Here is a 21983-nt window from a genome sequence, read left to right as displayed (position 1 = left end):
GAACCCAGTTCCGAGAGGCGAGGGAGCGCGCCTTGAGCCATCCAACCACCCGAAGCGACGGCGGCTTGCGGCGGTTCGTCGTCCACACCGCCCACGAGACCCGCGACCGCGGCAAGGTGGTGCGCGCGCCCGACTTCGACGAAGCGGCCCTGGCGTTCGCCGAAGCCTGGCGGCCGGTGCCGGACGCCGACGGCGCCGTGCGCCTGGTGCTCACAGACCTGGACAGCGGCGAGCGGCAGGAGACGGTGATCGACGTCGCCCGGCCCGGCGTGTCCGACCTGCAGGTGCGCCGAGCCCGACTTGAGGCCAGGGCCGCGATCCGCACGGAAACCCCGCCCGGGGCTGAGCGGTTCGCCATCGGTCCGATCTCCAGAGCCGAGCCGCCGATGGCCCATGCGAAGACCCCCGACCTACGCCGCTGGATGGTGAACGCCGCCGCCGCGCTGGCCGTGATCCTCGTCGCCGCGATCGTCATCACCCAGCTGATCCGCGACCGGATGAGCCAGGCCCCCTGGTCCGAGGCTGTCGCGCCGGCCCAGCCCGCCGCGCCCGCCGAGGAGACGCTCCGCCTCAGGGCGGCGGTCCTGCAGACCTCGCCCAGCCCGGCCCCCGCGGCCGCCTCCCCCGAGGCGGCGCAGCCCGCCGCGGCCCCGGCGGCGCGGCCGTCCTCCGGCGCCAGGAGCCTCGCCGCGGCGCGTCCGGCCGCCCCGCGCCCGGTGCAGCCCGTCGACCCGGGCGACGGCTTCCTGACCCTGCCGGCGCCCGACATCGCCCCCGAGCCCCTCGAGCTCCCGGCGGCCGAGCCGGCGGCAGCCGCCGAGCCGCCGGCCCCCGAGCCGGCCACGGTCGAGGCCGAGGAGCCCCCTCTCCTGCCCTGACGGCGCGCCCGTTCGCGCTTGCACTTGTGTCCTCGCGGGTGGAGCATCCTCCCATCGGCCGGCCATTGAACGAGCCGGCGTCCGATAGAGATGGAGGACCAGACCATGGCCGGCACTAAGCCGGGCGCCATGCGCGCCATCGCCCTGGTCGGCGCTGCAGGCGCCGGCAAGACCACCCTTCTGGAAGCGATGATGTTCGCCAGCGGGGCCATTCCTCGGCAGGGGAGCGTCGACGCCGGATCCAGTGTGGGCGACGCCAGTCCCGAGGCCCGCAAACGAGGCCAGTCCGTCGAACCCAACCTGGCCGCCTTCGAGTTCATGGGCGACCGCTACGCCATCTTCGACTGTCCCGGCGCGACCGAATTCTGCGGCGCCGCCGACGGGGTGCTGCCGGCCGTGGACCTGGCGATCATCGTCGCGGACCCGCACCCCGAGAAGGCCGCCCTGCTGCAGCCGATCTTCAAGTCGCTGGAGCGGCTGGGCGTGCCGCACGCCGTCTTCATCAACCGCATCGACCAGGCGCACGGGCCGCTGGACGGCCTCCTGGACGCCCTGGCCCCGATCAGCTCCGCGCCGATCGTGGCCCGCCAGATCCCGCTGTTCAAAGGCGAGCAGGTGACCGGCTTCGTCGACCTGGCGCTGGAGCGCGCCTTCGTCTACCGGCCCGGCCAGCCCTCCGAGCGCATCGACCTGCCCGAGGACATCGTGGCGCAAGAGGCCGAGGCCCGCTTCCACATGCTGGAGCAGCTGGCCGACTACGACGACACCCTGATGGAGGAGCTGCTCTCCGACCTGACGCCCAGCCAGGACGAGGTGTTCGGCGACCTGGTGAAGGAGATGAACGAGGGGCTGATCGTCCCCGTCTTCTTCGGCTCGGCGCTCAATTCGTTCGGCGTGCGCCGCCTCCTGAAGGCGCTGCGGCACGAGACGCCGGACGTTTCCCGCGCCGCCGAGCGGCTGGGCCTGGACGGGCCCTGCGCCTACGCCTTCAAGACCTCCTACGCCGGCCAGGCCGGCAAGCTGACCTTCGCCCGGGTCATGGGCGGGACGCTGAAGGATAGCGACGAGCTGACCGATTCCGAGGGCCAGCGCACCCGGCCGGGCGGCCTCTTCAAGCTGGACGGGGCCGCGACCAAGAAGGTGGACCACGCCGGCCCCGGGGAGGTGGTCGCCATCGCCAAGCTGGACCAGGCCCTCGCCGGCCAGGTGCTGTCGGTCGACGGCAAGGCCCGCCGGCCGAAGATCGACGCCGCCGACCCTGCGCCCCTCTACTGCATGGCCATCTCGGCCAAGGAGCACAAGGACGACGTCCGCCTTTCCGGCGCCCTGGCCAAGCTGGTGGAGGAGGACCGCACGCTGCGGCTGACCCACAATCCCATCACCCAGGAGCACCTGCTGGCCGGCCAGGGCGAGGCGCACCTGGCGATCACCCTGGAGCGGCTGAAGCGGCGGTTCGGGGTCGAGGCGCAGGTGGCCCGGCCCAAGGTCTCCTACCGCGAGAGCATCCGCAAAGGGGTCACCCAGCACGGCCGGCACAAGAAGCAGACCGGCGGCCACGGACAGTTCGGCGACGTGATCATCGAGATCAAGCCGGGCGCGCCGGGCTCCGGCGTCGTCTTCTCGCAGCGGATCACCGGCGGGGTCGTCCCCAAGCAGTGGATCCCGGCGGTCGAGCAGGGCGTGCGGGATGCGGCCCAGAAGGGCCCGCTCGGCTTTCCGGTGGTCGACGTCGACGTCTGCCTGATCGACGGCAGCTACCATTCGGTGGACTCCTCCGAAATGGCCTTCCGGGCCGCCGGGCGCCTGGCCATGAGCGAGGGGCTGAAGTCCTGCGGCAGCTACCTGCTGGAGCCGATCGAGAAGCTGACCATCCACGCCCCCTCGTCGGCCACCGCCCGGATCACCGCGGCGATCTCCGCCCGCCGCGGCCAGATCCTCGGCTTCCACCCGCGCGAGGGCTGGGCCGGCTGGGACGAGATCGAGGTCTACCTGCCCGAGAGCGAGCGGCAGGACCTGATCGCCGAACTGCGCGGCCTGACCCAAGGCCTGGGCGACTACGTGGCCGAGTTCGACCACATGGCCGAAGTCACCGGCCGGATCGCCGAGGACATCGTCAAGCGCGAGCACGCGATGGCCTAGGCCAATGATGCTCCCCCACAGGGGGAGCTGTCGCGAAGCGACTGAGGGGGTTCACAAGCTCCGACTCGGTGCGCGTGAACCCCCTCCACCGCCTTCGGCGGTCCCCCTCCCCTGTGGGGGAGGATTGAGGAGCCCCATGACCCAATCCGCCTTGCCCTCAACCGGAACCCCCTGGCCCGAGCTGAAGGCCCGCATGCTCGGCTACGCCACGGGCGACGTCCGCTGGCGCGACGGCAAGACCGCCGTCTACGTGTTCAACGCCGGGCCGGAGGTGGAGCAGGTCCAGAAGGAGGCCTACGCCCTCTTCCAGTCGGAGAACGGGCTCGGGCCCGCCGCCTTCCCCAGCCTGAAGCGCATGGAGGCGGAGGTGGTCGGCTTCGGCCTCGCCCTGCTGCACGGGCCGGAGGGGGCGTCCGGGGTCATCACCTCGGGCGGCACGGACTCCATCACCATGGCGATGAAGGCGGCGCGCGACCACGCCCGCAAGGCGCGCGGCGTCGCCGGCCCGCTCAACATCGTCATCCCGCGCTCGGCCCACCCCGCCTTCGACAAGGCCGCCGCCCTGATGGAGATCGAGGTCCGGCGCACGCCGCTGAAGGACTACCTGGCCGATCCCGACGCCATGGCCGCGGCGGCCGACGGCGCCACCGTGATGGTCGTGGGCTCGGCGCCCAACTTCCCCTACGGCCTGATCGATCCGATCGCGCGGCTCTCCGCGCTGGCCGTCAGCCGGGACCTGTGGCTGCACGTGGACGCCTGCGTCGGCGGCTACATCGCCCCCTTCGTGCGGATGAACGGGACCGACATCCCGCCCTTCGACTTCGAGCTGCCGGGCGTGCGCTCGATGTCCGCCGACCTGCACAAGTACGGCTACTGCGCCAAGGGCGCCTCGACGGTGTTCTTCCGCGACAAGGCCCTGCAGGACTTCATGACCTTCGACTTCAAGGACTGGCCTGGCGGGCGGATGGTCACCCCGACGCTGGCCGGCACCCGGCCCGGCGGGGCGATCTCGGCGGCCTGGGCGGTGATGAACTTCCTGGGCGTGGAGGGCTATCGCGCCAAGCAGGGCGAGGTCGTGCGCGCCCGCGAGGCCATCGAGGCCGGCGTGACGGCGCAGGGCTTCGCGGTGCTCGGCCGTCCGCAGCTCGGCCTCGTCGCCTTCACCCGCGAAGACGTCGACATCCTGGCGGTCTGGGCCAAGCTTCGGGAGAAGGGCTGGTTCACCGGCATCACCACCGAGCCCAAGAGCCTGCACCTGATGCTCTCGCCCGTGCACGCGCAGGTCGCCGGCGCCTACCTCGAAGACCTCGCCTGGGCGGTGGATGAGGTGCAGGGCGCGGCGGCGCCGGCGCAGGTTGAGGCGCGGTATTCGTAGGCTCTTACCTCCCCCGCGCAGCGGCGGGAGGTAGGAGTTCGAGCTACCCCCCCCGCGGCCGCTCGAGCTGCCAGGTCAGGTGGGTCCGCACGGCGGGCCATTCCGCCGCCGTGATGCTGAAGACGTAGGTGTCCCGCAGCGAGCCGTCGGGGTTCTTCGAATGGCTGCGCAGCACCCCGTCCAGCTTCGCGCCCAGCCGCTCGATGGCCCGGCGGCTGGCGAAGTTGAACTGATTGGTGCGGAACTCCACCGCGAGGCAACCGAGGCTCTCGAAGGCGTGCCGCAGCAGCATCAGCTTGCACTCGGTGTTGAGCGCCGTGCGCTGCACGCTCTTGGCGTACCAGGTGTAGCCGATCTCCACTCGCGGACTGACGGGATCGATGTTGCAGTAGGTGGTCATCCCTGCCAGCCGGCCGGCGGCGTCGCGGACGGCGAAGGGATGCATCATCCCGCTGGCCTTCAGCTTCAGCCGCCGCTCGATCTCGGCCGGAACCTCCTCTGGCGAGGGCACGCGGGTGTACCACAGCCGCCAGACCTCGCCGTCGGCGCTGGCCGCCGCCAGCCCCTCGGCGTGCTGCGGCCCCAGCGGCTCCAGGCTCGCGTGGGCGCCCGTCAGCGTGACATCATCGGGCCAACTCATGGCGCCAGTCTCCCCCTCAAGGTTCCATCGCGCCGAGGGATGGCGGATAGGTGGTCCGGCGGAAAGGTCCAGTTTCGATGCGCAGGCCAGACCAGTTGTATCGCCTGGCGCTCATCGCGGCGGCGCTCGCCGGACCGGCGCAGGCGGCGGGGCTAACGGAAGCGGGCGTGCGCCGCTACCTCGCCGCCCAGGAGAAGGCGTGGAACGAGCGGCGGCTGGACGCCTATTTCGCGGGTTTCACAGCCGACGCGGTGTTCGTCGACCAGCACAAGACGCCGGAGGAGACGATCACCTACGGCCGCAGCGGGCTGGCTGAGGCCAAGGCGGCCGCCAGGCGCTTCCTGGCGAGCTCGAGCTCTCAGGAGCGCGGCGCCGTCCGCAGCATCCGGATCGCGCCGAGCGGACGCACCGCCCGTGTCCTCGGCTTCGAAGTGACGACCGTCACCACCGGCGGCCGCGTGCGGAGGGTCTGCGCGCAGACCGACCAGACGCTGGTGCTGGCCGGCGGACGGGTGCTCTCGAAGGGGCAGACGGACAGCATCGTGAAATGCCCGCCGTCCGCCCCTTGAGGCGGCCGGGCCCTAGGCGCCCTGGCCGGTCTTGAGCCAGCGCGCGCAGTCGCGGCCCAGTTTCTCTTCCGCCAGGGCCTCGTACCAGGCGCACTCCTCGGCGGAGAGGACGTCGCGCCAGCGCCCGTTCGTACCCTTGTTGATGAAGGTCCCGGCGCCGCCCTCGAAGATCGCCCCGCCCAGCGGCGCGACCTGGGTCGCGTGCTCCTTCATCCAGTCGAAGGTGCAGTGCTCCACGATCGTGGGCCACCGTTCGGCCGGAACGTCGATCCCGAGGAAGTCGGCGATCGCCTGCATCTCGCCTTCGAGGTCGAGCTTCAGGTTGGCGAAGTGCACGAGCTTCACGTTCGGCAGGTGGCGGGCCGTCCACCAGGTGGAGATGTTCTCCCAGAACGACCAGAACGGATAGCCGTCCTTCTCCACGAAGGTCCGGAAGTAGCGGCGGATGTCGGGATCGGGCTTGCCGATCGGCGGCCCCACCCGGCCCGGCGTGTTGTTCAGCGCGTCGTACCAGAGCTGGTTGGCGTTGGCGTGGTGGTTGTACATGCTCCACACGACGTCGCGGCCGTCTCGCGCGATGTAGAGGTATTTGGCCTTCGGCGAGAAGACGAGCGCGTCGAGCGGCAGATGCGTCTTGATGATCCGCCGGTGCGTCTGGGCCTCGAGCTTGGCCTTGGTGTCCGGCGGCATGATGCGCAGGTCCAGCCACGGCGAGATCTCGTGGATCGGCACGTCCGGGTCGCCCTGGAACACCAGCTGGCCGACGATCTGCTGCGTCCAGGTGGTGCCGCTCTTCGCATAGGTGCCGACGATCACGTCGTCGTCGCGGAACGCGAAGTCGTTCCAGACGGTGGAATCCATGTGGTGGTTGAAGAGTTCGCGCGTCTTCTTCGGCCAGGCGGCCTGCGCCGGCTTGGTCAGGGTGTCGGTGGTCAAGGGAATGCCTTCCGAGGCGGTGTTCAGGTTGGCGGCGGAGATATAGCGGCGTTCGCTAAGGCTCAATCGGCGCTTCCGCCGAGCCGGTCTGCAGGAATGAAGAACGCCGTCCGGCCCGTCGGCCGGTGCTAAGGTGCGGCTCCCGAGTCCGGAGCCTCCCATGTCGGACACCCCGCCCGGCGCCCTGTCATCGCCCGCCACGGCGCGCAACCGCGATCCGATCCTGGCCGTGCTGCGCGCCCGGCTGTCCGAGCGGGCGCGGGTGCTGGAAGTGGCCAGCGGGGCCGGCGAGCACGCCGTCTGGATGGCCCGCGGCATGCCGGGGGTGACCTGGCGGCCGAGCGATCCCTCGCCCGAGGCCCTGGCCAGCATCGCCGCCTGGCGCGCCGCGGCCGCCCTGCCCAACCTGCTCCCGCCGATCCGCCTGGACGCGACGGACCCGTCCACCTGGCCGGCGGAGGGGTTCGACGCCCTGGTGTGCATCAACATGATCCACATCAGCCCGTGGTCCGCGGCCGAAGGGCTGATGACGCTGGCCGAACGCGCGCTGCCGGACGGGGGCCTGCTCTACCTCTACGGCCCCTATCTGGAGGCGCAGGTCCCCACAGCGCCGAGCAACCTCGCCTTCAACGAGGACCTGAAGCGCCGCAATCCGGAATGGGGTCTTCGCCGGCTGGAGGAGGTGGCGGCGCTGGCCGCTCGCTCAGGGCTGAAACTGGCCGGACGCATCGAGATGCCCGCGAACAACCTCAGCCTCTGGTTCGAGAAGGCCGGCTGAGGCTCGCCCCAGCCGGCCGATCGACGATCAGAACCGCTTCTGGATCCAGATCCCGTAGGTGCGGGGCTCGGTGAAGAAGACGTTCCGGAACAGGCCCGAGGAGTCGTCGGTCAGGTAGAAGTCGGTGATCGCCTCCTCGTCGGTGGCGTTCTTGACGAACGCGCCGACCTCCACCCCCATGTCGAGGTTGGCGACGGTGAGGGTCAGGTTGACGTTCTCCCAGCTGTCGATCCGGTCCGCCGGGCTGTTGTAGATGCGGGCGAAGGTCTCCGACTGGCGGTAGTAGTCGCCGCGCAGGGTGGCCGACCAGTCGCCGAAGTTCATCGTGTACTGGGCGCCCAGCGACACCGTCCACTCCGGCGCATTGGGCAGTTCGTTGCCGTCGAGGTTGACCGGCACGCCTTCGCTGACCAGGCCGCCGAAGGCGTTGGTGCCGGCGGCGATGGCGCCCGTTCCGCCGATGTTCGTCCCCGCCCCGGCGGCGGAGGTGAGGGTGCAGACCCCCAGCAGGTTGAAGGGATTGGGCGCAAAGCCCGGCACCTGGCCGTTGGAGATGGCCAGCGCCGTCTGGGCCGCCGCGAGCGAAACCACGCAGTTGGAGGCCGAGCTCGACTTCACCAGCACCAGGTTGGGGTTGCCCTGGGTGCGGTTGAAGGTGTCGATGGAGCTGGCGTTCTGGATCTCCGTATCGAGGTAGCCGATCGCCGCGTTCAGCCGCAGGCCCTCGATCGGCTGCCAGACGCTCTCGATCTCGAAGCCCTTCACCTTGGCGTCGATGTTCTCGTTGATCGAAGTCCGGTTGATGATCTTGGAGACCTGGTAGCCGGCGTAATCGTAGTAGAAGCCGGTCAGGTTCAGCTGCAGCGACCCGTCCATCAGGGTGTTCTTGGTGCCGATCTCGTAGGCGTCGATGAACTCGGGCTGGAAGATCGGCGAGGTCGGCACGACGCCGATCCCGGGGCTGAACGGCGGGTTCAGGCCGCCGCCCTTGTAGCCGCGCGAATAGAAGCCGTAGATCAGGGTGTCGTTGGTGAAGCCCAGGTCCGGCTTCCAGTCGAAGCCGAAGCGGCCGGTGGGCTCCTTGAACTCGGCCTCCAGGATCCGCGGCGTGCCGGGGGTCGGGCCGATGCCGGGCGTGCCCAGGGCGACCGTGTTGTTGAGGACCTCCTTCTTGTCGACCGTGTAGCGCAGGCCGAGCGTCCATTTGAAGTTCTCGGCCATCTGCCAGTAGAGCTCGCCGAATACCGCGTAGCTCGTCAGGTCATAGGGCCCGTAGCTGTCGTAATAGTTGTGGCCCGAGCGGTTCGGATCCTTGTTCGGGTCGATGGTCACGCAGGGCGCCGGGCCTTGGCAGTTGGCGTTGCCGGTCGCGAGCAGGTTGTTCATCTGGTACCAGCCGGTACCGGTGTTGAACATCACATAGTAGTCGCCCTGCGTCTGGTAGCGCAGGAACAGGCCGCCGAGGTTGAAGTTCAGCGGGCCGTCGTAGTTCGACTGCAGACGGACCTCGTGGCTCCAGTTCTCCGTGTAGGCCGACGAGATGTCGCTGGTCGCAAAACGGTTGAAGGCGCCGTTCTGCGGGTCGTTGATCACGCCGCCGGGGAAGAGGCCGGCGTAAAGGGTGGGGTAGCCGGGCACGGCGGCCAAGGCGTTGACCGGATTCGGCGTGGTGTTGAAGGTCGTGCTCGGGACATAGCGGTTGTAGTCCTGGCGCGTGTAGAGCTTGTAGTAGGTGTAGCTGGTCAGCCAGCTCAACATCAGGTTCTCGGTGACGTCGAACTCGGCGTTGAACTGGTAGATGTCGGTCTTGGACTTGTAGATCGGGTCGAAGGTCGACTCGATGTCCCGGATGTCCGGCGTCTGCATCTTGCCGGCGTAGGCGTCGCCGGTCTGGAAGCCGCCGAGGGCGCCGAACAGGCCGCCCAGCGTCGCCTGGGAGTTCACCGTGCCGAGCGCGCTCGGATCATACAGCGAGGTCGGCAGACAGCCCTGGCTGAACAGCCCGCGCTGGATCTGACCGATCAGGCCGCCGGCCGCCGTCGAATAGCCGAGGCCGCCGATGTTCGCCGGCCCCAGATCCTTGGTGCAGAACTGCTTGCCGATCCGCGAGCGGTTGTCGTCCTCCTCGAAGTGGTCCCAGACGAACCAGGCGCGGAAGTTCTCGGCCGGGTCGAACGAGACCGAGGCGCGCACGCCCCACAGCTCGCGGTTATCGGCGTCGTTGCCGGTGACCAGGTTCTCGCCGTAGCCGTCGCGCTTGAGGTAGGTCCCGGCGAAGCGGGTCGAGACCACGTCGTTGATCGGGATGTTGACCATCCCGCGGGCCTTCCAGGTGTCGTAGTTGCCGAATTCGCCGCGGATCATGCCCTCGAACTGGTCGGTGGGCTTGGCGGTGATGATGTTCACCACGCCGCCGGTGGCGTTGCGGCCGTAGAGGGTGCCCTGCGGCCCGCGCAGCACTTCCACCCGCTCCACGTCGTAGAACTCGGTCTCGAACAGGTTGTTGGAGAGCAGCGGGGCGTTGTTGAGGTGGATGCCGGTGCCGGCGTCGCCAGAGCCGGCCACCAGCTTCGAGCCGATGCCGCGGATCTGGAAGTTGTAGCCGGTGAAGTTGCCCTTGGAGAAGTTGACGTTCGGCACCGCCGTGACGAGGTTCGGCCCGCCCTCGATGCGGGAGCGCTCCAGCGCCCCCTGGTCGAAGGCCGAGACGGCGATCGGCACGTCCTGCAGGGCCTCCTCCCGCCGCTGCGCCGTGACCACCAGTTCCTCGACGACCGTGCCCCGATCCTGGGCCAGGGCGTCCGTCGCGATCAGACTGACCGCGAGCGCGCTCGATGCGAGCAGGTGCCGCTTCATGATGTTCCACTCCCCCCGGCCCGCGGCCGGTTCATGCGTTTCCGCGTGCGCCGGCTCTGGCGGCCAGCGTCACAGTGGGGAGCATTGCTCAGGCGGTCTGGAATGTCACCGTTAGATGATCGCTGTTTTTTATCAGTGTTGCAGAAAAAAGACGGCCGCGCCTGAACAGACGCGGCCGACGTTAGGTAAACTTCAAAAGAAAGCGCGTGCTCGCGCCCCGCTTAGAAGATTTCGAACAGCCCGGCCGCGCCCATGCCGCCGCCGACGCACATGGTGACGACGCCGTACTTGGCCCCGCGGCGCTTGCCTTCGTACATGATGTGGGCCGTGCAGCGGGCGCCGGTCATGCCGTAGGGGTGGCCGATGGAGATGGCGCCGCCCGAGACGTTCAGCTTCTCGTTGGGGATGCCCAGCTTGTCACGGCAGTAGAGCAGCTGCGAGGCGAAGGCCTCGTTCAGCTCCCACATGTCGATGTCGTCGATCTTCAGGCCGTTGCGCTCGAGCAGCTTGGGGATGGCGAACACCGGGCCGATGCCCATCTCCTCCGGGCCGCAGCCGGCCACGGCCATGCCGCGGTAGGCGCCCAGCGGCTGCAGGCCGCGGCGCTCGGCTTCCTTGGCTTCCATCAGCACCACGGCGGCGGCGCCGTCCGACAGCTGGCTGGCGTTGCCGGCGGTCACGAACTTGCCTTCCTGGACGTAGCGGCCGCCCTTGAACACCGGCTGCAGCTTCTGCAGGTCGGCCAGGGTGGTCTGCGGGCGGTTGCCCTCGTCCTGGCGGATGGTGATCTCCTTCTCGGAGAATTCGCCGGTCTCCTTGTTCTGCACCATCATGGTGGTGGTGACCGGGACGATCTCCTTGTCGAAGCGGCCTTCCGACTGGGCCTGGGCGGTGCGCTGCTGCGACTGCAGGGCGTACTCGTCCTGGTACTCGCGGGAGACGTTGTAGCGGTCGGCGACGATCTCGGCGGTCTCGATCATCGAGACGGCCAGTTCCGGCACGTGCTCGGCCAGCCATTCGTCGCGGGCCTTGAAGCGGTTCATCTTGTCGTTCTGGACGAGCGAGATCGACTCGATGCCGCCGCCGATGGCCACCGGAGCGCCGTCGTTGATGATGTACTTGGCGGCGGTCGCCACGGCCATCAGGCCCGACGAGCACTGGCGGTCGAGGCTCATGCCCGAGACGGTGTTCGGCAGGCCCGAACGCAGCGCGGCGGCGCGGGCGATGTTGGAGCCCGTGGTGCCCTGCTGCAGGGCCGCGCCCATCACCACGTCGTCGATCTCGCCCGGATCGACGCCGGCCCGCTCGACCGCCGCCTTGATGGCGAAGCTGGCCAGGGTCGGGGCCGTGGTGTTGTTGAACGCGCCGCGATAGGCCTTCCCGATCGGGGTGCGGGCGGCGGAGACGATGACGGCTTCACGCATGTCGTAGGAGTCCTGGTTTCTAAGAAATTCGTGGGCTTAGAGAATGCGGGGGTTGGCGGGCAGCTTGGCGAAGGTCGTGCCTTCGGCGACCATCTTCTCGAGCAGGGCGGCCGGCTTGAAGACGTCGCCCATGGTCGCCTCGAACTCCTTCATCTTGGCCAGCACCTTGTCCGGCCCGATCTGGTCTCCGTAGAACATCGGCCCGCCGCGGTAGACCGGCCAGCCGTAGCCGTTGACCCAGACCACGTCGATGTCGGAGGCGCGCAGCGCCTTGCCCTCTTCGAGGATCTTCGCCCCCTCGTTGATCATCGGGTAGATGCAGCGCTCGAGAATCTCCTCGTCGGAGATCTTCCGCGGGTTGCGGCCGCTCTTCACGATGAAGTCGTTGATGATCTTCTCGGTGACGGGGCTGGGCTTGGCGTTGCGGTTCTCATCGTAGTCGTAGTAGCCGGCGCCGGTCTTCTGGCCACGGCGGTCCATCTCGCAGAGCACGTCGCGGATGCTCTCGCCCTTCGAGCGCTCCTTCACCCAGCCGATGTCGAGGCCGGCTAGGTCGCTCATCGCGAACGGCCCCATCGGGAAGCCGAAGTCGTAGAGGACGCGGTCGATGTCCCAGGGCATCGCCCCTTCCATCACCAGCTTCTGGGCCTCGCGCTGGCGCGCGCCCAGGATGCGGTTGCCGACGAAGCCCGGGCAGACGCCGACCAGCACGGCGATCTTGCCGATCTGCTTGGCCAGCTTCATCGAGGTGGCGATCACCTCCTTGGAGGTGTGGTCGGCGCGGACGATCTCCAGCAGCTTCATCACGTTGGCCGGCGAGAAGAAGTGCAGGCCGATGACGCTCTCGGGACGCTTGGTGGCCGAGGCGATCTCGTTGATGTTCAGGCCCGAGGTGTTGGTGCCCAGGATCGCGCCCGGCTTACAGATGCGGTCCAGGTTGGCGAAGATGTCCTTCTTGATGTCCATCCGCTCGAACACCGCCTCGATGACGAGGTCGACGTCGGCCAGGTCCTCCATCGAGAGGGTGCCCTTGATGCGGCCCATCCGCTCTTCGACCTGCTGGGCGGTGATGCCGCCGCGGGAGGCGGTGCGCTCGTAGTTCTTTCGCACCACGCCCAGGCCCCGCTCCAGCGCCTCGGGCTTCACCTCGACGATCTTCACGTCGATGCCGGCGTTGGCGAAGTTCATGGCGATGCCGCCGCCCATGGTGCCGGCGCCGATGATGCCGACGCTCTTGATCGGGATGGTGGCCACGTCGTCGCCCACGTCGGGGATCTTCTGGGCCTGGCGCTCGGCGAAGAAGTAGTAGCGCTGGGCGGCCGACTGCGGGCCCATCATCAGCTCGTTGAACAGCTTGCGCTCTTGCTTCAGGCCCTCGTCGAAGGGCAGGTTCACCGCCGCCTCGACCGCCTTGATGTTGTTCTCCGGGGCCATGAAGCCGCGGAACTTGCGGGCGTTGGCCTTGCGGAAGTTCTCGAAGATCTCCGGCTTGCCCTTGGCTTCCTGGATCTTGTCGTCGTTGTCGCGGACCTTCCGCAGCGGGCGGTTCTCGGCGATCACCTTCTTGGCGTAGGCGACCGCGCCGTCGCGCAGCTTGCCCTCGTCCACCAGCTCGTCGACCAGGCCCATCTCCAGGGCCGCCTTGGCCGGCACATGCTCGCCGCTGGTGACCATCTGCAGCGCCTTCTCGACGCCGACGATGCGCGGCAGCCGCTGGGTGCCGCCGGCGCCCGGCAGCAGGCCGATGTTCACTTCCGGCAGGCCGACCTTCGCGGACGGGACGGCCACGCGGTAGTGGCAGCACAGCGCGACCTCGAGGCCGCCGCCGAGCGCGGTGCCGTGGATGGCCGCGACGACCGGCTTGGAGCAGCCTTCGATGGCGTCCTGCACGTCCTGCAGCGAGGGGCCGCCCATGGCCCCGCCGAACTCGGTGATGTCGGCGCCGGCGATGAAGGTGCGGCCTTCGCAGATCAGCACCACCGCCTTGGCGGCGCCGTCGGCGCAGGCCTGCTGGAAGGCGGCGTGCAGCCCCTCGCGGACCTTCTGCGAGAGGGCGTTCACCGGCGGCGAGTTGAGGGTGACGATCGCCACATCGCCTTCGACCGTCAGGTCGGTCACCGGATTGATCGCAGTCATGTTGAGCGTCCTCACGGGCTTATCCCGGCCGCGCGCTGGACTCGCCGGCCGCAAATTCAAACGGGTGTTAGCCGCCTCGCCGCGGCGGCGCTAGTCAATTATGCCGCAGGGGTCGCACCTAGCGGCCAGCGAGGAGCCTGCGGCTCGCGTGCGCCTCGTCCGCGAGGAAGGCCATGACGGCCTGCACCCGCGGCGAGGACCGAAGGTCGCGATGAACCACCAGCCAGAGGCCGAGGCTGAGTGGCGGGTCGCCCTCGTCCACGCGCTCCAGCAGCGGGTCCGGGTCGCCCATAAAGCAGGGCAGGATCGCGCAGGCGAGGCCCGAGCGCGCCGCCTCCTGATGGGTGATGAAGTCGCTGGCCCGCAGCACGGGCGCGCGCCCGCCGAGCCGGCTCTCCGGAAGCCGGGCGATCGCGGTGCGCGCCGGCTGTTCGTGGAAGACCATCCAAGCCCCGGGATCGACGTCGCCGCCCCGCAGCCGGTAGCCCGCGAACGAGACCTCGCCGACGCGCCGGGCCCGCAGGTCGCCGCCCTCCGGCCGCGCCAGGCGCAGGGCGACGTCCGCCTCACGGCGGCCGAGACTCACGACCTCCGACCCGGCCAGGATCTCGATGGATATGCCGGGGTGCTGGCGGTGGAAGCGGACGAGCCGGGAAGCGAGCCAGCCGCTGGCCAGCGACTCCGTCGTCGAGATCCGCACCAGCCCCGAAGGCGCCGTCGGCGCGCCTTCCGCGAAGCGGGCGATATCGTGAGCCGCGGACTCGAGCGGCTGGGCCCGCTCGAGAATCGCCTGGCCGAAGGCTGTGAGCGCGTAGCCCTCCCGGGAGCGGTCGAACAACAGTTGCCCGAGCGTCCGCTCCAGGTCGGACACGCGCTTGATCACCGTCGAGGGGCTGGCCTTCAGCTCGCGCGCTGCGCCCGTGGCTGTCCGCGCCTTGGCGACGGCGAGGAAATACCGAAGATCCTCCCAATCCATGTTCGGAAAATCGAACTCTGCATGGCGAAGGTCAACGCTGACGCAGATGCAGTCTGGGCATAGTTGGTCGGCTCCACGTCTCGAAGGGAGCCAACGACCATGACCAAGGTCGCTATCGTCTATCATTCGGCCAGCGGGCGGACCGGCCTGCTGGCCCAGGCGGTCCACCGCGGCGCATCGCGCGTCGAAGGTGTCTCCGCCGACCTCCTGCGCATCGTCCCCGAACAGCTCGACCGGCGCATGCGCTGGCGGGACGAGGCGATGATGCGCACGCTCCAGGCCGCCGACGGCGTGATCTTCGGCTGCACCACCCTGATGGGCATGCCGAGCGCCCCGTTCAAAGCCTTCATGGAGGGCTGCTTCGAGCCCTGGTGGGTCCAGGGCTGGAAGGACAAGTTCGCCGGCGGCTTCACCAGCTCGGCCTCGCTGAACGGCGACAAGACCAACACGCAGATCCAGCTGCTGGTCTTCGCCGCCCAGATGGGCATGTTCTGGGTGCCGATGGGCGACCACCCCGGCGCCAACTGGAGCGGGGCCGGCGTGGACGACGTCAACCGGCTCGGCGCCTTCCTCGGCCCCATGAGCCAGAGCCTCGCCGACGTGCCGGTGGAGGAGGCGACGCCGCCCAGCGACCTCGTCACCGGCGAGCGGTACGGCGAACGGTTCGCCCGCATCGTCCGTCACTGGGCGCAGGGCGGCGACTTCCACACCGAGCGTTACGTCGACAAGGCCACCTCGGCGGCGCGCCTTCGCCGGGCGGCGGCGACGGCGGCGGCTTAGGAGGGCGCAACATGGAACGTCACGACCTCTATGGCCCCATCCACAAAGCCCTGCGCCTGCTGCAGGCCCGCACGCTCACCCTTATCGGCGTCACCGACTTCAGCGACGAGGCCGCGGCGGCCCGGACGATCGGGGTCGTCAGCGAGTTGCTGCACACCGCGGCCAAGCACCTCGAGCACGAGGAGGCGGTGATCCACCCTCTACTCGCCGCCCGCGCGCCGGACGCGGTGATCCTGCTGGAGGCGCAGCACGGAGAGCACCGGGCGGCCTTCGCCGAGTTCGTCCACCTGGCCGGACGGATCGCCGGCGCCGATGCGCTCGAGCGTCCCGCTCGGGGACGCGAGCTCTACCTGGCGCTGGCCCGGTTCATGGCCGCCGACTTCCTGCACATGGCCCACGAGGAGCAGATCATCATGCCTCTCCTCCAGCGCCTCTTCACTGACGAGGAGCTGATCGCGATGGAGGGGGAGATCGTCGCGTCGATCCCTCCGGACGAGCTGACGGTCCTGCTCCAGGCGATGCTCGAGGCGCTCAGCCGGCCCGAGCGGGCGCAGCTGATGGGTGGGGTGCGGGCCGGGGCTCCGCCGGGCGTGTTCGAGCAGCTGATGCAGGCCACCGCCTGCGCCGTCCTCTCGGACGAGGACCTGATCGACCTCAACCGCCGCCTCGCGGCCTGATCTCCTTCGGACACGACCATGTTCACCAACGCATCCGCGCTGGCCGGGCGTGCGGCCCTCAGCGCCATCTTCCTCTGGAGCGCCCATGGGAAGTTTCAGGCCCCCGACGCCGTCATGGGCTACATCGCGAGCTATGGCGTACCTCACCCCCAGCTGGCCTATGTCGCAGCCCTGCTGGCCGAGTGCGTCGGCGGCGTTCTGATCCTGCTCGGGCCGGGCGCGCGGTGGGCCTCGCTGGCCCTGGCCGGGTTCTGCCTGGCGACGGCCGTCATCTTCCACCGCCAGTTCGGCGACCAAAACGAGCTGATCCACGCCCTGAAGAACCTGGCGATCGCCGGCGGACTGCTGCAACTGGCGGCCTTTGGTCCGGGCCGCTGGACGATCGCGGCGCTCCCATGGCTGCGCGTCCGGGACGCGCACGCCCGCGGCTGAGCGGCTTGTGCTGGCCCTCCCCTTCGCTAAGCCTATGCGCCCGCGTAGGGGAGGAGCCCACATGAACGTCGCCGATCTGTTTTCTCTGAAGGGGCGCACCGCCCTGGTCACCGGCGGCTCGCGGGGGATCGGGCGGATGATCGCCGAAGGCTTCATCGCCTCGGGCGCCAAGGTCTACATCTCGGCCCGCAAGGCCGAGGCCTGCGACGCCGCCGCTGCGGAGCTGTCCAGGCAAGGCGAGTGCATCTCCCTGCCCCAGGACATCTCCACCGTGGAGGGCTGCCACGCCCTGCGCGACCAGTTGCTGGCGCGCGAGGAGAAGCTCGACATCCTGGTCAACAACGCCGGGGCCGCCTGGGGCGCGAAGTTCGAGGAGTTCCCCGAGAGCGGCTGGGACAAGGTGCTGGACCTGAACCTGAAGAGCCCCTTTTTCCTGACCCAGGCCCTGCACGAGACCCTGAAGAAGGCCGCCAGCCCCGAGCGGCCGGCGAAGGTGATCAACATCGCCTCCATCGACGGCATCAAGCTGAACCCGATGGACACCTACTCCTATCACGCCTCCAAGGCCGGCCTGATCTACCTCACCCGCCGGATGGCCGCCCGGCTGGTGCGCGACAAGATCGTGATGAGCTGCATCGCGCCGGGCCCCTTCGCCTCGCAGATGAACCGCGCCGCCCGCGACCAATCCGAGGAAGTCGGCCGGCGCGTCCCGCTCGGCCGCATCGGCACGGACGAGGACATGGCCGCCGCCGCCATCTACCTGGCCTCGCGGGCCGGCGACTACGTGGTCGGCGACACCATCGCCGTCGACGGCGGCGTCGCCCTGGCGGACCTGCCGGCCCGCGGCATCAGCGGCGATCCGATGTGAGCGCCCTCCTCTCCCCCAGGCTCAACCCGTGGGGAGAGGCGGTCAGCCATAGAAATTTCCGAAGGAGTCTTGCAACCACCATCGCTCCAGCCTATTTTGCGAATCGTTCGCAATTAGGTTCGAGCCATGCAGATCGCGAAGAAGACGCTGACCTACAGCCTGACCCACCTGATCGTGGCGGTGGCGGTGGCCTTCGCGCTGACCCGCGACTGGCGCGCGGCGCTGGCGATCGGGATGATCGAGCCCATCTTCCAGACCATCGCCTTCGCCCTGCACGAGCGCGCCTGGCGCCGGGCCGAGGCGCGGGCGCAGGCCGGAACGCGGCCCCTGCGTGGCCGTTCGGCGGTGGAAGCGTAAGGATCGAAGGAGACGGACATGGCGGACGGGATCAACACCGGCCTCGAGGCCCAGAGCCGGACCAGCGTGGCCCAGGGCCTTTCCAAGCTGCTGGCGGACACCTACGCGGTCTACCTGAAGACCCACGGCTATCACTGGAACGTGCGTGGGCCGAACTTCGGATCGCTGCACCAGCTGTTCATGGAGCACTACACCGAGATGTGGAACGCGATCGACGACATCGCCGAACGCATCCGGGCGCTGGGCGAGTTCGCGCCGCAGGGCTACCGCGCCTTCGGGAACCTCTCGTCGATCGGCGACGGCGACCCGGAGAAGGGCGCCGACGAGATGGTCCGCGAGCTGCAACGGGACCACGAGACGGTGATCGCCACCGCCCGGGCGGCCCTGCCCGCCGCCCAGCAGGCCGGCGACGAGGTGACCGTCAGCCTGCTCTCCGACCGCCTGACCGCGCACGAGAAGCACGCCTGGATGCTGCGCGCCTCGCTCGGCGACAAGTAGGCGGGTGGAGCCGGTGTGGCGGGGAGCTCTCTGCATGGCGCTGGCCCTCGGCATGACCGGCCAGGCGTTCGCCGCGCCGGTCGTCCTGCCGGGCGATGAGCGGAGCCGGATCGAGGCGCGCGCCCGGCTGGAGGCGCTGCGCCTCAACCTGCAGAGCTATCCCAGCGCCACCACCGTGCTGCGGGTCTGGTGCGAGGACTATGGCCTGGCCCCCGAGCCCAGGATCCGCGCCATCCCGGTGATCGGGGTCGACAAGCCGCTGAGGCCCGAGGACCGGGTCGCCCTGGGCGCCGCACCGGACGAGGAGGTGCGCTATCGCCGGGTCCAGCTCGCCTGCGGCGAGCGGGTGCTGTCGGAGGCCGACAACTGGTACCGCCCCGGCCAGCTGACGCCAGAGATGATCCAGGCCCTGGAGACCACCGACACCCCGTTCGGGGCCGTGGTCGCCCCGTTGCGCTTCACCCGCCGGACGCTGTCGAGCCGGCTGATGTTCCAACCGATGGCCGATCCGCCCCGCCGGCTGTTCCGCCGGCCCGCGCCGAACGCCCCCCTCATCGTGCCGCCGCATGTGCTGGAGCACCGGGCGGTCCTGCTGAAGCCCGACGGCACGCCCTTCAGCCTGGTGGTCGAGAACTACACGGGCGAGGTGCTGGCCGGCCAACTGCGGCCCGACGCCGAGGCGCTGGCCGAAGACCCAGCGCCCGCTGCGGACGCGGAAGCCCGGGACGCCGAGGCGGTGGAGTAGGCCCCCTTTCCTCCCCTGCGACGCGGGGAAGGGGGCGGACAGCGCCGCACCTGGGGCCTGCCCTCTCCACCACCCGCTCTGCGGCGGGTGGTCCCCCTCTCCCATGAGTGGGAGAGGAAGACAGATCAGCAGCCGATCTGCCTGCGATAGCTCTGGATGAGCCCGCGGCACTCGCAGGCGGCGGCCTCCAGGCCGTCGATGTCGAACAGGCGCACGCGGGCGCGGCCGGTGCGCAGCAGGCCCCGCTGCTCGAGCGAGGCCAGGGCGGCGGTCACCGAGGTGCGCTGCACGCCCAGCATGATCGACAGGAACTCCTGGGTCAGGTGCAGCTCCTCGCCCAGTTCGCCGCGCTCGCGGCACTCCAGCAGCCAGCGGGCCAGCCGCGGCTCCAGCCGGTGGAAGGCCTGGCAGGCGATCGACTGGCGCGCCTCGGCCAGCATCGCCTGGGCGTATTCCTCGACCAGGGTGCGGGCCGGCTCGCTGGAGAACACCTCGCGGCAGACGTCGGCGGGCGCGATCCAGGCCACCCCGGCGGCCTGAACGGTGGCGGTGGGGAACATCGGCGAGCAGGTCATCGCCTCCACCAGGCCGAGCGCGCCTTCGCAGCCGACCACGCCGCTCTCCACCTGGCCGCCTTCGCTGGTCACGGCCACCATCGAGACGATGCCGCGCTCAGGGAAGTAGACGTGCTCGGTGGTCTCGGAGCGGTGATAGAGGATGTGGCCGGCGATCAGCTCGACCTTGCGCGAAGCCGACAGCAGCCGGCGCCGCTCGGCCTCGCCGAGCCGGGTGATGAAGCGGTTGCGGACCTCTTCCGTCTGCTTGGCGGCGGTCTCGAACGCGGCCAAGGGAGCCTCCGACTAGCTGTGCGCCGCACCACAGGTTCGAATCTGCGCGGCCGACGCTAAAGGAGCGCGGAGCCTCGGCGCAGGTTCCGCGGCCGAATCCCGCCTGAGTGCGCAAGGCGACAGACAAAGCCCGCGCGACCCGGCACAAGCCTTCCCCGGGGAGGGCCCAGGTTGCCCACGTACAGAGTGTATCTCATCGAGGCCGACGGCCGCGTGCGCATGGGCGAGACGTTCGAGCGCCCCGACGATGCGGCCGCCCAGGCGGCGTTCGAGGCCATCGACCGCCAGGGGCTGAACGCCGAGCTTTGGCAGGGCGGCCGGCTCGTGCGCAAGCTGCCCAGGGACAAGGGCTGAGGCGTCCGGCGCGCCTCTCCCGGCAAGGAGGCCCGCATGCGCATCCGCATCACCGGAGAGGAGACCGTCTATTCCGGATGGTCGAAGATCATCCGCGCCGAAATCGCCGCGCCCGACGGCGGCGCCTTCGCCCGCGAGATCGAGCACCATGGCGACGCGGTGGCGGTGCTGCCCTACGATCCGCAGCGGCGCTGCGCCCTGGTCGTCGCCGCGCCCCGCGCGCCGGTGGTCTGGGCCGGCGGCCCGGACGCGCTCATCGAGGCGCCTGCCGGCATGCTGGAGGATGGCGAGCCGGCCGAGGACTGCGCCCGGCGCGAGGCGGAGGAGGAGGTGGGCGTGCGGCTGGCCGACCTGGAGCCGGTGGCCCAGGCCTGGTCCACGCCCGGCGTCTCGTCGGAGAGGATCGCCCTTTTCCTGGCGCCCTACGCCGAGGGCGACCGAACCGGCGACGGCGGCGGTCTGGCCGAGGAGAACGAGCTGATCGAGGTGCTGGAGCTGCCGCTCGCCGACCTCTGGACCCGCTTCGAGGCCGGCGGCCTGCAGGACATGAAAACTTTGGTCCTGCTGCTGGCGCTGCGGCAGCGCCGGCCCGACCTGTTCGACTGACCCTCAGCGGCCCTCGTCCACCGCCGCCTTCAGCTCGGTGAGGAAGGCGATCAGCGAGGCCTCCGGGTCGTCGCCCTCGCCGGTGACGACGGTGATCCCCCACTGGCCGAGCACCGCCTCCTGCACCGGGTTCGGCCGCGGCATGAAGACGAAGGAGGCCGGCCGGCTCTTCTCGTAGCCGGACAGGCGCCAGGTCTCCCACAGCCGGTGCAGCAACAGCCGGATGTTGAGGTCGCTCATCGAGTAGCCGATGAACAGGATGGTGCGGCCGAGCGCGTCGGCCCGGAACTTCACGTCCAGGGGCGAGGCGAAGTTCAGGCGGTTGAAATAGTCCGTCTCGGCCAGCACCAGGGACTGGTCGTCCTCGAAGTCGCCGTGGAACTTGACGATCTGGGCCACCCCCTCGGTGGCGCGGGCCACGTCGCGGGCGTTGGCGATCTTCACGAACTCGCGCCCGTAGAGCTGGTAGGCGGTCTCCAGGTTGTTATCGTAGTTGGTCGTGTAGACGATCGGGAACTCCAGGCCGACGACCAGTTCGTGCACCTTGGACGCGCGGACCCGGTCCTCCGAGACGCTCCAGGTCCGGTCCATCCAGCTGCGCAGCGGACCGACGCTGCCCTTCTGCAGCCGGTAGTACTCGGCCAGGGTCTGGTAGCCGGCCTCGGCCGGCACGCAGGCCGGGTCGAGCTCCAGCTCGTGGCACATGTGCTCGATGAGCTGGCTCCAGGAGGGTAAGCCCACGCTCATGGAAAGCCCGGCCCCGGCGAAGAGGATGGCTCGGCGCTCGCGGACGGCGGCGGCCAGGGCGCTCAGGTCGGACGTCATGCAAAACTCCCGCGGTGCTTAATCCGCGGCCGCCGCGCCGGTTCAACTTGCGGGAACCGGCCCGGCGGGCGGCCGGTTGGCCGTTGACGATCACCGATCACCAGGAGGCGACGATGGCTCAGGGCGGACGCGGCGGCGGGGCGCCGGGCAAGGGCAATCCGGGCGGGAACCGGGGCGGCAACCGCGGCGGTGGCAAGGAGGCCAAGCCCTCGGGCTCCGGGCCGCGCAACAGCCAACAGTCGCACGGCAAGGATCCCCACCGCGACCAGCCGGGCGGCGGCTGAAC

The 21983-nt window shown here is 69.7% G+C and carries 23 protein-coding genes; 15 read left to right on the top strand and 8 right to left on the bottom strand.

The genetic code is table 11. The features are described 5' to 3' along the window. Positions 1–32 precede the first annotated feature (32 nt). The 3 genes from ACFSC0_RS10145 (at position 33) to ACFSC0_RS10135 (ending at position 4392) form a co-directional block, all read left to right on the top strand. Positions 33–878 carry a DUF5961 family protein gene (locus tag ACFSC0_RS10145; protein WP_377355142.1) on the top strand — a complete coding sequence of 282 codons (846 nt, stop codon included), beginning with the start codon at positions 33–35 and terminating at the stop codon, positions 876–878. A 105-nt stretch (positions 879–983) separates the two neighbouring features. Next, positions 984–3017: an elongation factor G gene (locus ACFSC0_RS10140; protein WP_377283056.1), complete on the top strand. Its 2034-nt coding sequence runs from the start codon at positions 984–986 to the stop codon at positions 3015–3017. A gap of 136 nt (positions 3018–3153) precedes the next feature. Next, positions 3154–4392, top strand: coding sequence for a pyridoxal phosphate-dependent decarboxylase family protein (locus ACFSC0_RS10135; RefSeq protein ID WP_377283057.1), 1239 nt, complete (start codon positions 3154–3156; stop codon positions 4390–4392). A 43-nt stretch (positions 4393–4435) separates the two neighbouring features. Here ACFSC0_RS10135 and ACFSC0_RS10130 read toward each other — a convergent pair whose 3' ends face one another. Then, positions 4436–5032 (bottom strand): GNAT family N-acetyltransferase, encoded by a 597-nt coding sequence (locus ACFSC0_RS10130; RefSeq protein WP_377283058.1) that lies wholly within the window; start codon positions 5030–5032, stop codon positions 4436–4438. A gap of 77 nt (positions 5033–5109) precedes the next feature. On the opposite strand from ACFSC0_RS10130, the gene ACFSC0_RS10125 reads away from it, so the two are divergent. After that, the gene (locus ACFSC0_RS10125) at positions 5110–5601 is read left to right on the top strand and encodes a Cif family virulence factor (protein WP_377283059.1); all 492 of its coding nucleotides are present in this window, start codon (positions 5110–5112) and stop codon (positions 5599–5601) included. Positions 5602–5613: 12 nt separating this feature from the next. Here the strand turns inward: ACFSC0_RS10125 and ACFSC0_RS10120 are convergent, their stop codons facing one another. After that, positions 5614–6603 carry a sulfotransferase domain-containing protein gene (locus ACFSC0_RS10120; RefSeq protein WP_377283060.1) on the bottom strand — a complete coding sequence of 330 codons (990 nt, stop codon included), beginning with the start codon at positions 6601–6603 and terminating at the stop codon, positions 5614–5616. A gap of 94 nt (positions 6604–6697) precedes the next feature. On the opposite strand from ACFSC0_RS10120, the gene ACFSC0_RS10115 reads away from it, so the two are divergent. Next, positions 6698–7315: a DUF938 domain-containing protein gene (locus ACFSC0_RS10115; RefSeq protein WP_377283061.1), complete on the top strand. Its 618-nt coding sequence runs from the start codon at positions 6698–6700 to the stop codon at positions 7313–7315. A 27-nt stretch (positions 7316–7342) separates the two neighbouring features. Here the strand turns inward: ACFSC0_RS10115 and ACFSC0_RS10110 are convergent, their stop codons facing one another. From ACFSC0_RS10110 to ACFSC0_RS10095, 4 genes are all read right to left on the bottom strand, one after another. After that, positions 7343–10171, bottom strand: a complete 2829-nt coding sequence (locus tag ACFSC0_RS10110; protein WP_377283062.1) for a TonB-dependent receptor — start codon at positions 10169–10171, stop codon at positions 7343–7345. 221 nt (positions 10172–10392) lie between these two features. Then, positions 10393–11595, bottom strand: a complete 1203-nt coding sequence (locus tag ACFSC0_RS10105; protein WP_377283063.1) for an acetyl-CoA C-acyltransferase — start codon at positions 11593–11595, stop codon at positions 10393–10395. 36 nt (positions 11596–11631) lie between these two features. Next, entirely contained in the window at positions 11632–13731 is a 2100-nt protein-coding gene (locus tag ACFSC0_RS10100; RefSeq protein WP_377283064.1) for a 3-hydroxyacyl-CoA dehydrogenase NAD-binding domain-containing protein, read from the bottom strand. 118 nt (positions 13732–13849) lie between these two features. Next, a complete protein-coding gene (locus ACFSC0_RS10095) occupies positions 13850–14707 on the bottom strand; it encodes a LysR family transcriptional regulator (protein ID WP_377283065.1) in 858 nt (285 codons plus the stop codon). 99 nt (positions 14708–14806) lie between these two features. Between ACFSC0_RS10095 and ACFSC0_RS10090 the strand changes: the two genes are divergently transcribed. From ACFSC0_RS10090 to ACFSC0_RS10060, 7 genes are all read left to right on the top strand, one after another. Beyond that, entirely contained in the window at positions 14807–15487 is a 681-nt protein-coding gene (locus tag ACFSC0_RS10090) for a flavodoxin family protein (protein WP_377283066.1), read from the top strand. Between the two features lie 11 nt (positions 15488–15498). Then, complete coding sequence (locus tag ACFSC0_RS10085) at positions 15499–16164, top strand: hemerythrin domain-containing protein (protein ID WP_377283067.1); 666 nt, start codon at positions 15499–15501, stop codon at positions 16162–16164. 18 nt (positions 16165–16182) lie between these two features. Next, positions 16183–16596, top strand: a complete 414-nt coding sequence (locus ACFSC0_RS10080) for a DoxX family protein (protein WP_377283068.1) — start codon at positions 16183–16185, stop codon at positions 16594–16596. 61 nt (positions 16597–16657) lie between these two features. Further along, positions 16658–17464, top strand: coding sequence for an SDR family oxidoreductase (locus tag ACFSC0_RS10075; protein ID WP_377283069.1), 807 nt, complete (start codon positions 16658–16660; stop codon positions 17462–17464). A 126-nt stretch (positions 17465–17590) separates the two neighbouring features. Continuing rightward, positions 17591–17821: a DUF2061 domain-containing protein gene (locus ACFSC0_RS10070; protein WP_377283070.1), complete on the top strand. Its 231-nt coding sequence runs from the start codon at positions 17591–17593 to the stop codon at positions 17819–17821. 18 nt (positions 17822–17839) lie between these two features. Beyond that, positions 17840–18319, top strand: coding sequence for a Dps family protein (locus ACFSC0_RS10065; protein ID WP_377283071.1), 480 nt, complete (start codon positions 17840–17842; stop codon positions 18317–18319). A 34-nt stretch (positions 18320–18353) separates the two neighbouring features. Beyond that, positions 18354–19064: a hypothetical protein gene (locus tag ACFSC0_RS10060; RefSeq protein ID WP_377283072.1), complete on the top strand. Its 711-nt coding sequence runs from the start codon at positions 18354–18356 to the stop codon at positions 19062–19064. A gap of 125 nt (positions 19065–19189) precedes the next feature. On the opposite strand, the gene ACFSC0_RS10055 is transcribed toward ACFSC0_RS10060, so the two are convergent. Beyond that, positions 19190–19912, bottom strand: coding sequence for a Crp/Fnr family transcriptional regulator (locus tag ACFSC0_RS10055; RefSeq protein WP_377283073.1), 723 nt, complete (start codon positions 19910–19912; stop codon positions 19190–19192). Positions 19913–20083: 171 nt separating this feature from the next. Between ACFSC0_RS10055 and ACFSC0_RS10050 the strand changes: the two genes are divergently transcribed. Together ACFSC0_RS10050 and ACFSC0_RS10045 are read left to right on the top strand one after the other, a co-directional pair. Further along, the gene (locus ACFSC0_RS10050; RefSeq protein ID WP_377283074.1) at positions 20084–20266 is read left to right on the top strand and encodes a hypothetical protein; all 183 of its coding nucleotides are present in this window, start codon (positions 20084–20086) and stop codon (positions 20264–20266) included. A gap of 36 nt (positions 20267–20302) precedes the next feature. After that, positions 20303–20872 carry an NUDIX domain-containing protein gene (locus ACFSC0_RS10045; protein WP_377283075.1) on the top strand — a complete coding sequence of 190 codons (570 nt, stop codon included), beginning with the start codon at positions 20303–20305 and terminating at the stop codon, positions 20870–20872. Between the two features lie 3 nt (positions 20873–20875). On the opposite strand, the gene ACFSC0_RS10040 is transcribed toward ACFSC0_RS10045, so the two are convergent. Beyond that, positions 20876–21697, bottom strand: coding sequence for an SIR2 family NAD-dependent protein deacylase (locus tag ACFSC0_RS10040; protein ID WP_377283076.1), 822 nt, complete (start codon positions 21695–21697; stop codon positions 20876–20878). A gap of 113 nt (positions 21698–21810) precedes the next feature. On the opposite strand from ACFSC0_RS10040, the gene ACFSC0_RS10035 reads away from it, so the two are divergent. Next, complete coding sequence (locus tag ACFSC0_RS10035; RefSeq protein WP_377283077.1) at positions 21811–21981, top strand: hypothetical protein; 171 nt, start codon at positions 21811–21813, stop codon at positions 21979–21981. The last annotated feature ends 2 nt before the right edge of the window (positions 21982–21983 follow it).

The organism is Phenylobacterium terrae, assembly GCF_042681205.1.
GTDB lineage: Bacteria > Pseudomonadota > Alphaproteobacteria > Caulobacterales > Caulobacteraceae > Phenylobacterium > Phenylobacterium terrae.
This window is presented reverse-complemented; position numbering and strand designations above follow the sequence as displayed.

What these genes read in the sequence shown, in the direction of transcription:
- ACFSC0_RS10080 (WP_377283068.1), top strand. Translation starts at nt 16,183, where the DNA reads ATGTTCACCAACGCATCCGCGCTGGCCGGGCGTGCGGCCCTCAGCGCC.
- ACFSC0_RS10100 (WP_377283064.1), bottom strand. Translation starts at nt 13,731, where the DNA reads ATGACTGCGATCAATCCGGTGACCGACCTGACGGTCGAAGGCGATGTG.
- ACFSC0_RS10140 (WP_377283056.1), top strand. Translation starts at nt 984, where the DNA reads ATGGCCGGCACTAAGCCGGGCGCCATGCGCGCCATCGCCCTGGTCGGC.
- ACFSC0_RS10135 (WP_377283057.1), top strand. Translation starts at nt 3,154, where the DNA reads ATGACCCAATCCGCCTTGCCCTCAACCGGAACCCCCTGGCCCGAGCTG.
- ACFSC0_RS10070 (WP_377283070.1), top strand. Translation starts at nt 17,591, where the DNA reads ATGCAGATCGCGAAGAAGACGCTGACCTACAGCCTGACCCACCTGATC.
- ACFSC0_RS10040 (WP_377283076.1), bottom strand. Translation starts at nt 21,697, where the DNA reads ATGACGTCCGACCTGAGCGCCCTGGCCGCCGCCGTCCGCGAGCGCCGA.
- ACFSC0_RS10110 (WP_377283062.1), bottom strand. Translation starts at nt 10,171, where the DNA reads ATGAAGCGGCACCTGCTCGCATCGAGCGCGCTCGCGGTCAGTCTGATC.
- ACFSC0_RS10105 (WP_377283063.1), bottom strand. Translation starts at nt 11,595, where the DNA reads ATGCGTGAAGCCGTCATCGTCTCCGCCGCCCGCACCCCGATCGGGAAG.
- ACFSC0_RS10090 (WP_377283066.1), top strand. Translation starts at nt 14,807, where the DNA reads ATGACCAAGGTCGCTATCGTCTATCATTCGGCCAGCGGGCGGACCGGC.
- ACFSC0_RS10095 (WP_377283065.1), bottom strand. Translation starts at nt 14,707, where the DNA reads ATGGATTGGGAGGATCTTCGGTATTTCCTCGCCGTCGCCAAGGCGCGG.
- ACFSC0_RS10085 (WP_377283067.1), top strand. Translation starts at nt 15,499, where the DNA reads ATGGAACGTCACGACCTCTATGGCCCCATCCACAAAGCCCTGCGCCTG.
- ACFSC0_RS10130 (WP_377283058.1), bottom strand. Translation starts at nt 5,032, where the DNA reads ATGAGTTGGCCCGATGATGTCACGCTGACGGGCGCCCACGCGAGCCTG.
- ACFSC0_RS10115 (WP_377283061.1), top strand. Translation starts at nt 6,698, where the DNA reads ATGTCGGACACCCCGCCCGGCGCCCTGTCATCGCCCGCCACGGCGCGC.
- ACFSC0_RS10125 (WP_377283059.1), top strand. Translation starts at nt 5,110, where the DNA reads ATGCGCAGGCCAGACCAGTTGTATCGCCTGGCGCTCATCGCGGCGGCG.
- ACFSC0_RS10035 (WP_377283077.1), top strand. Translation starts at nt 21,811, where the DNA reads ATGGCTCAGGGCGGACGCGGCGGCGGGGCGCCGGGCAAGGGCAATCCG.
- ACFSC0_RS10045 (WP_377283075.1), top strand. Translation starts at nt 20,303, where the DNA reads ATGCGCATCCGCATCACCGGAGAGGAGACCGTCTATTCCGGATGGTCG.
- ACFSC0_RS10075 (WP_377283069.1), top strand. Translation starts at nt 16,658, where the DNA reads ATGAACGTCGCCGATCTGTTTTCTCTGAAGGGGCGCACCGCCCTGGTC.
- ACFSC0_RS10065 (WP_377283071.1), top strand. Translation starts at nt 17,840, where the DNA reads ATGGCGGACGGGATCAACACCGGCCTCGAGGCCCAGAGCCGGACCAGC.
- ACFSC0_RS10060 (WP_377283072.1), top strand. Translation starts at nt 18,354, where the DNA reads ATGGCGCTGGCCCTCGGCATGACCGGCCAGGCGTTCGCCGCGCCGGTC.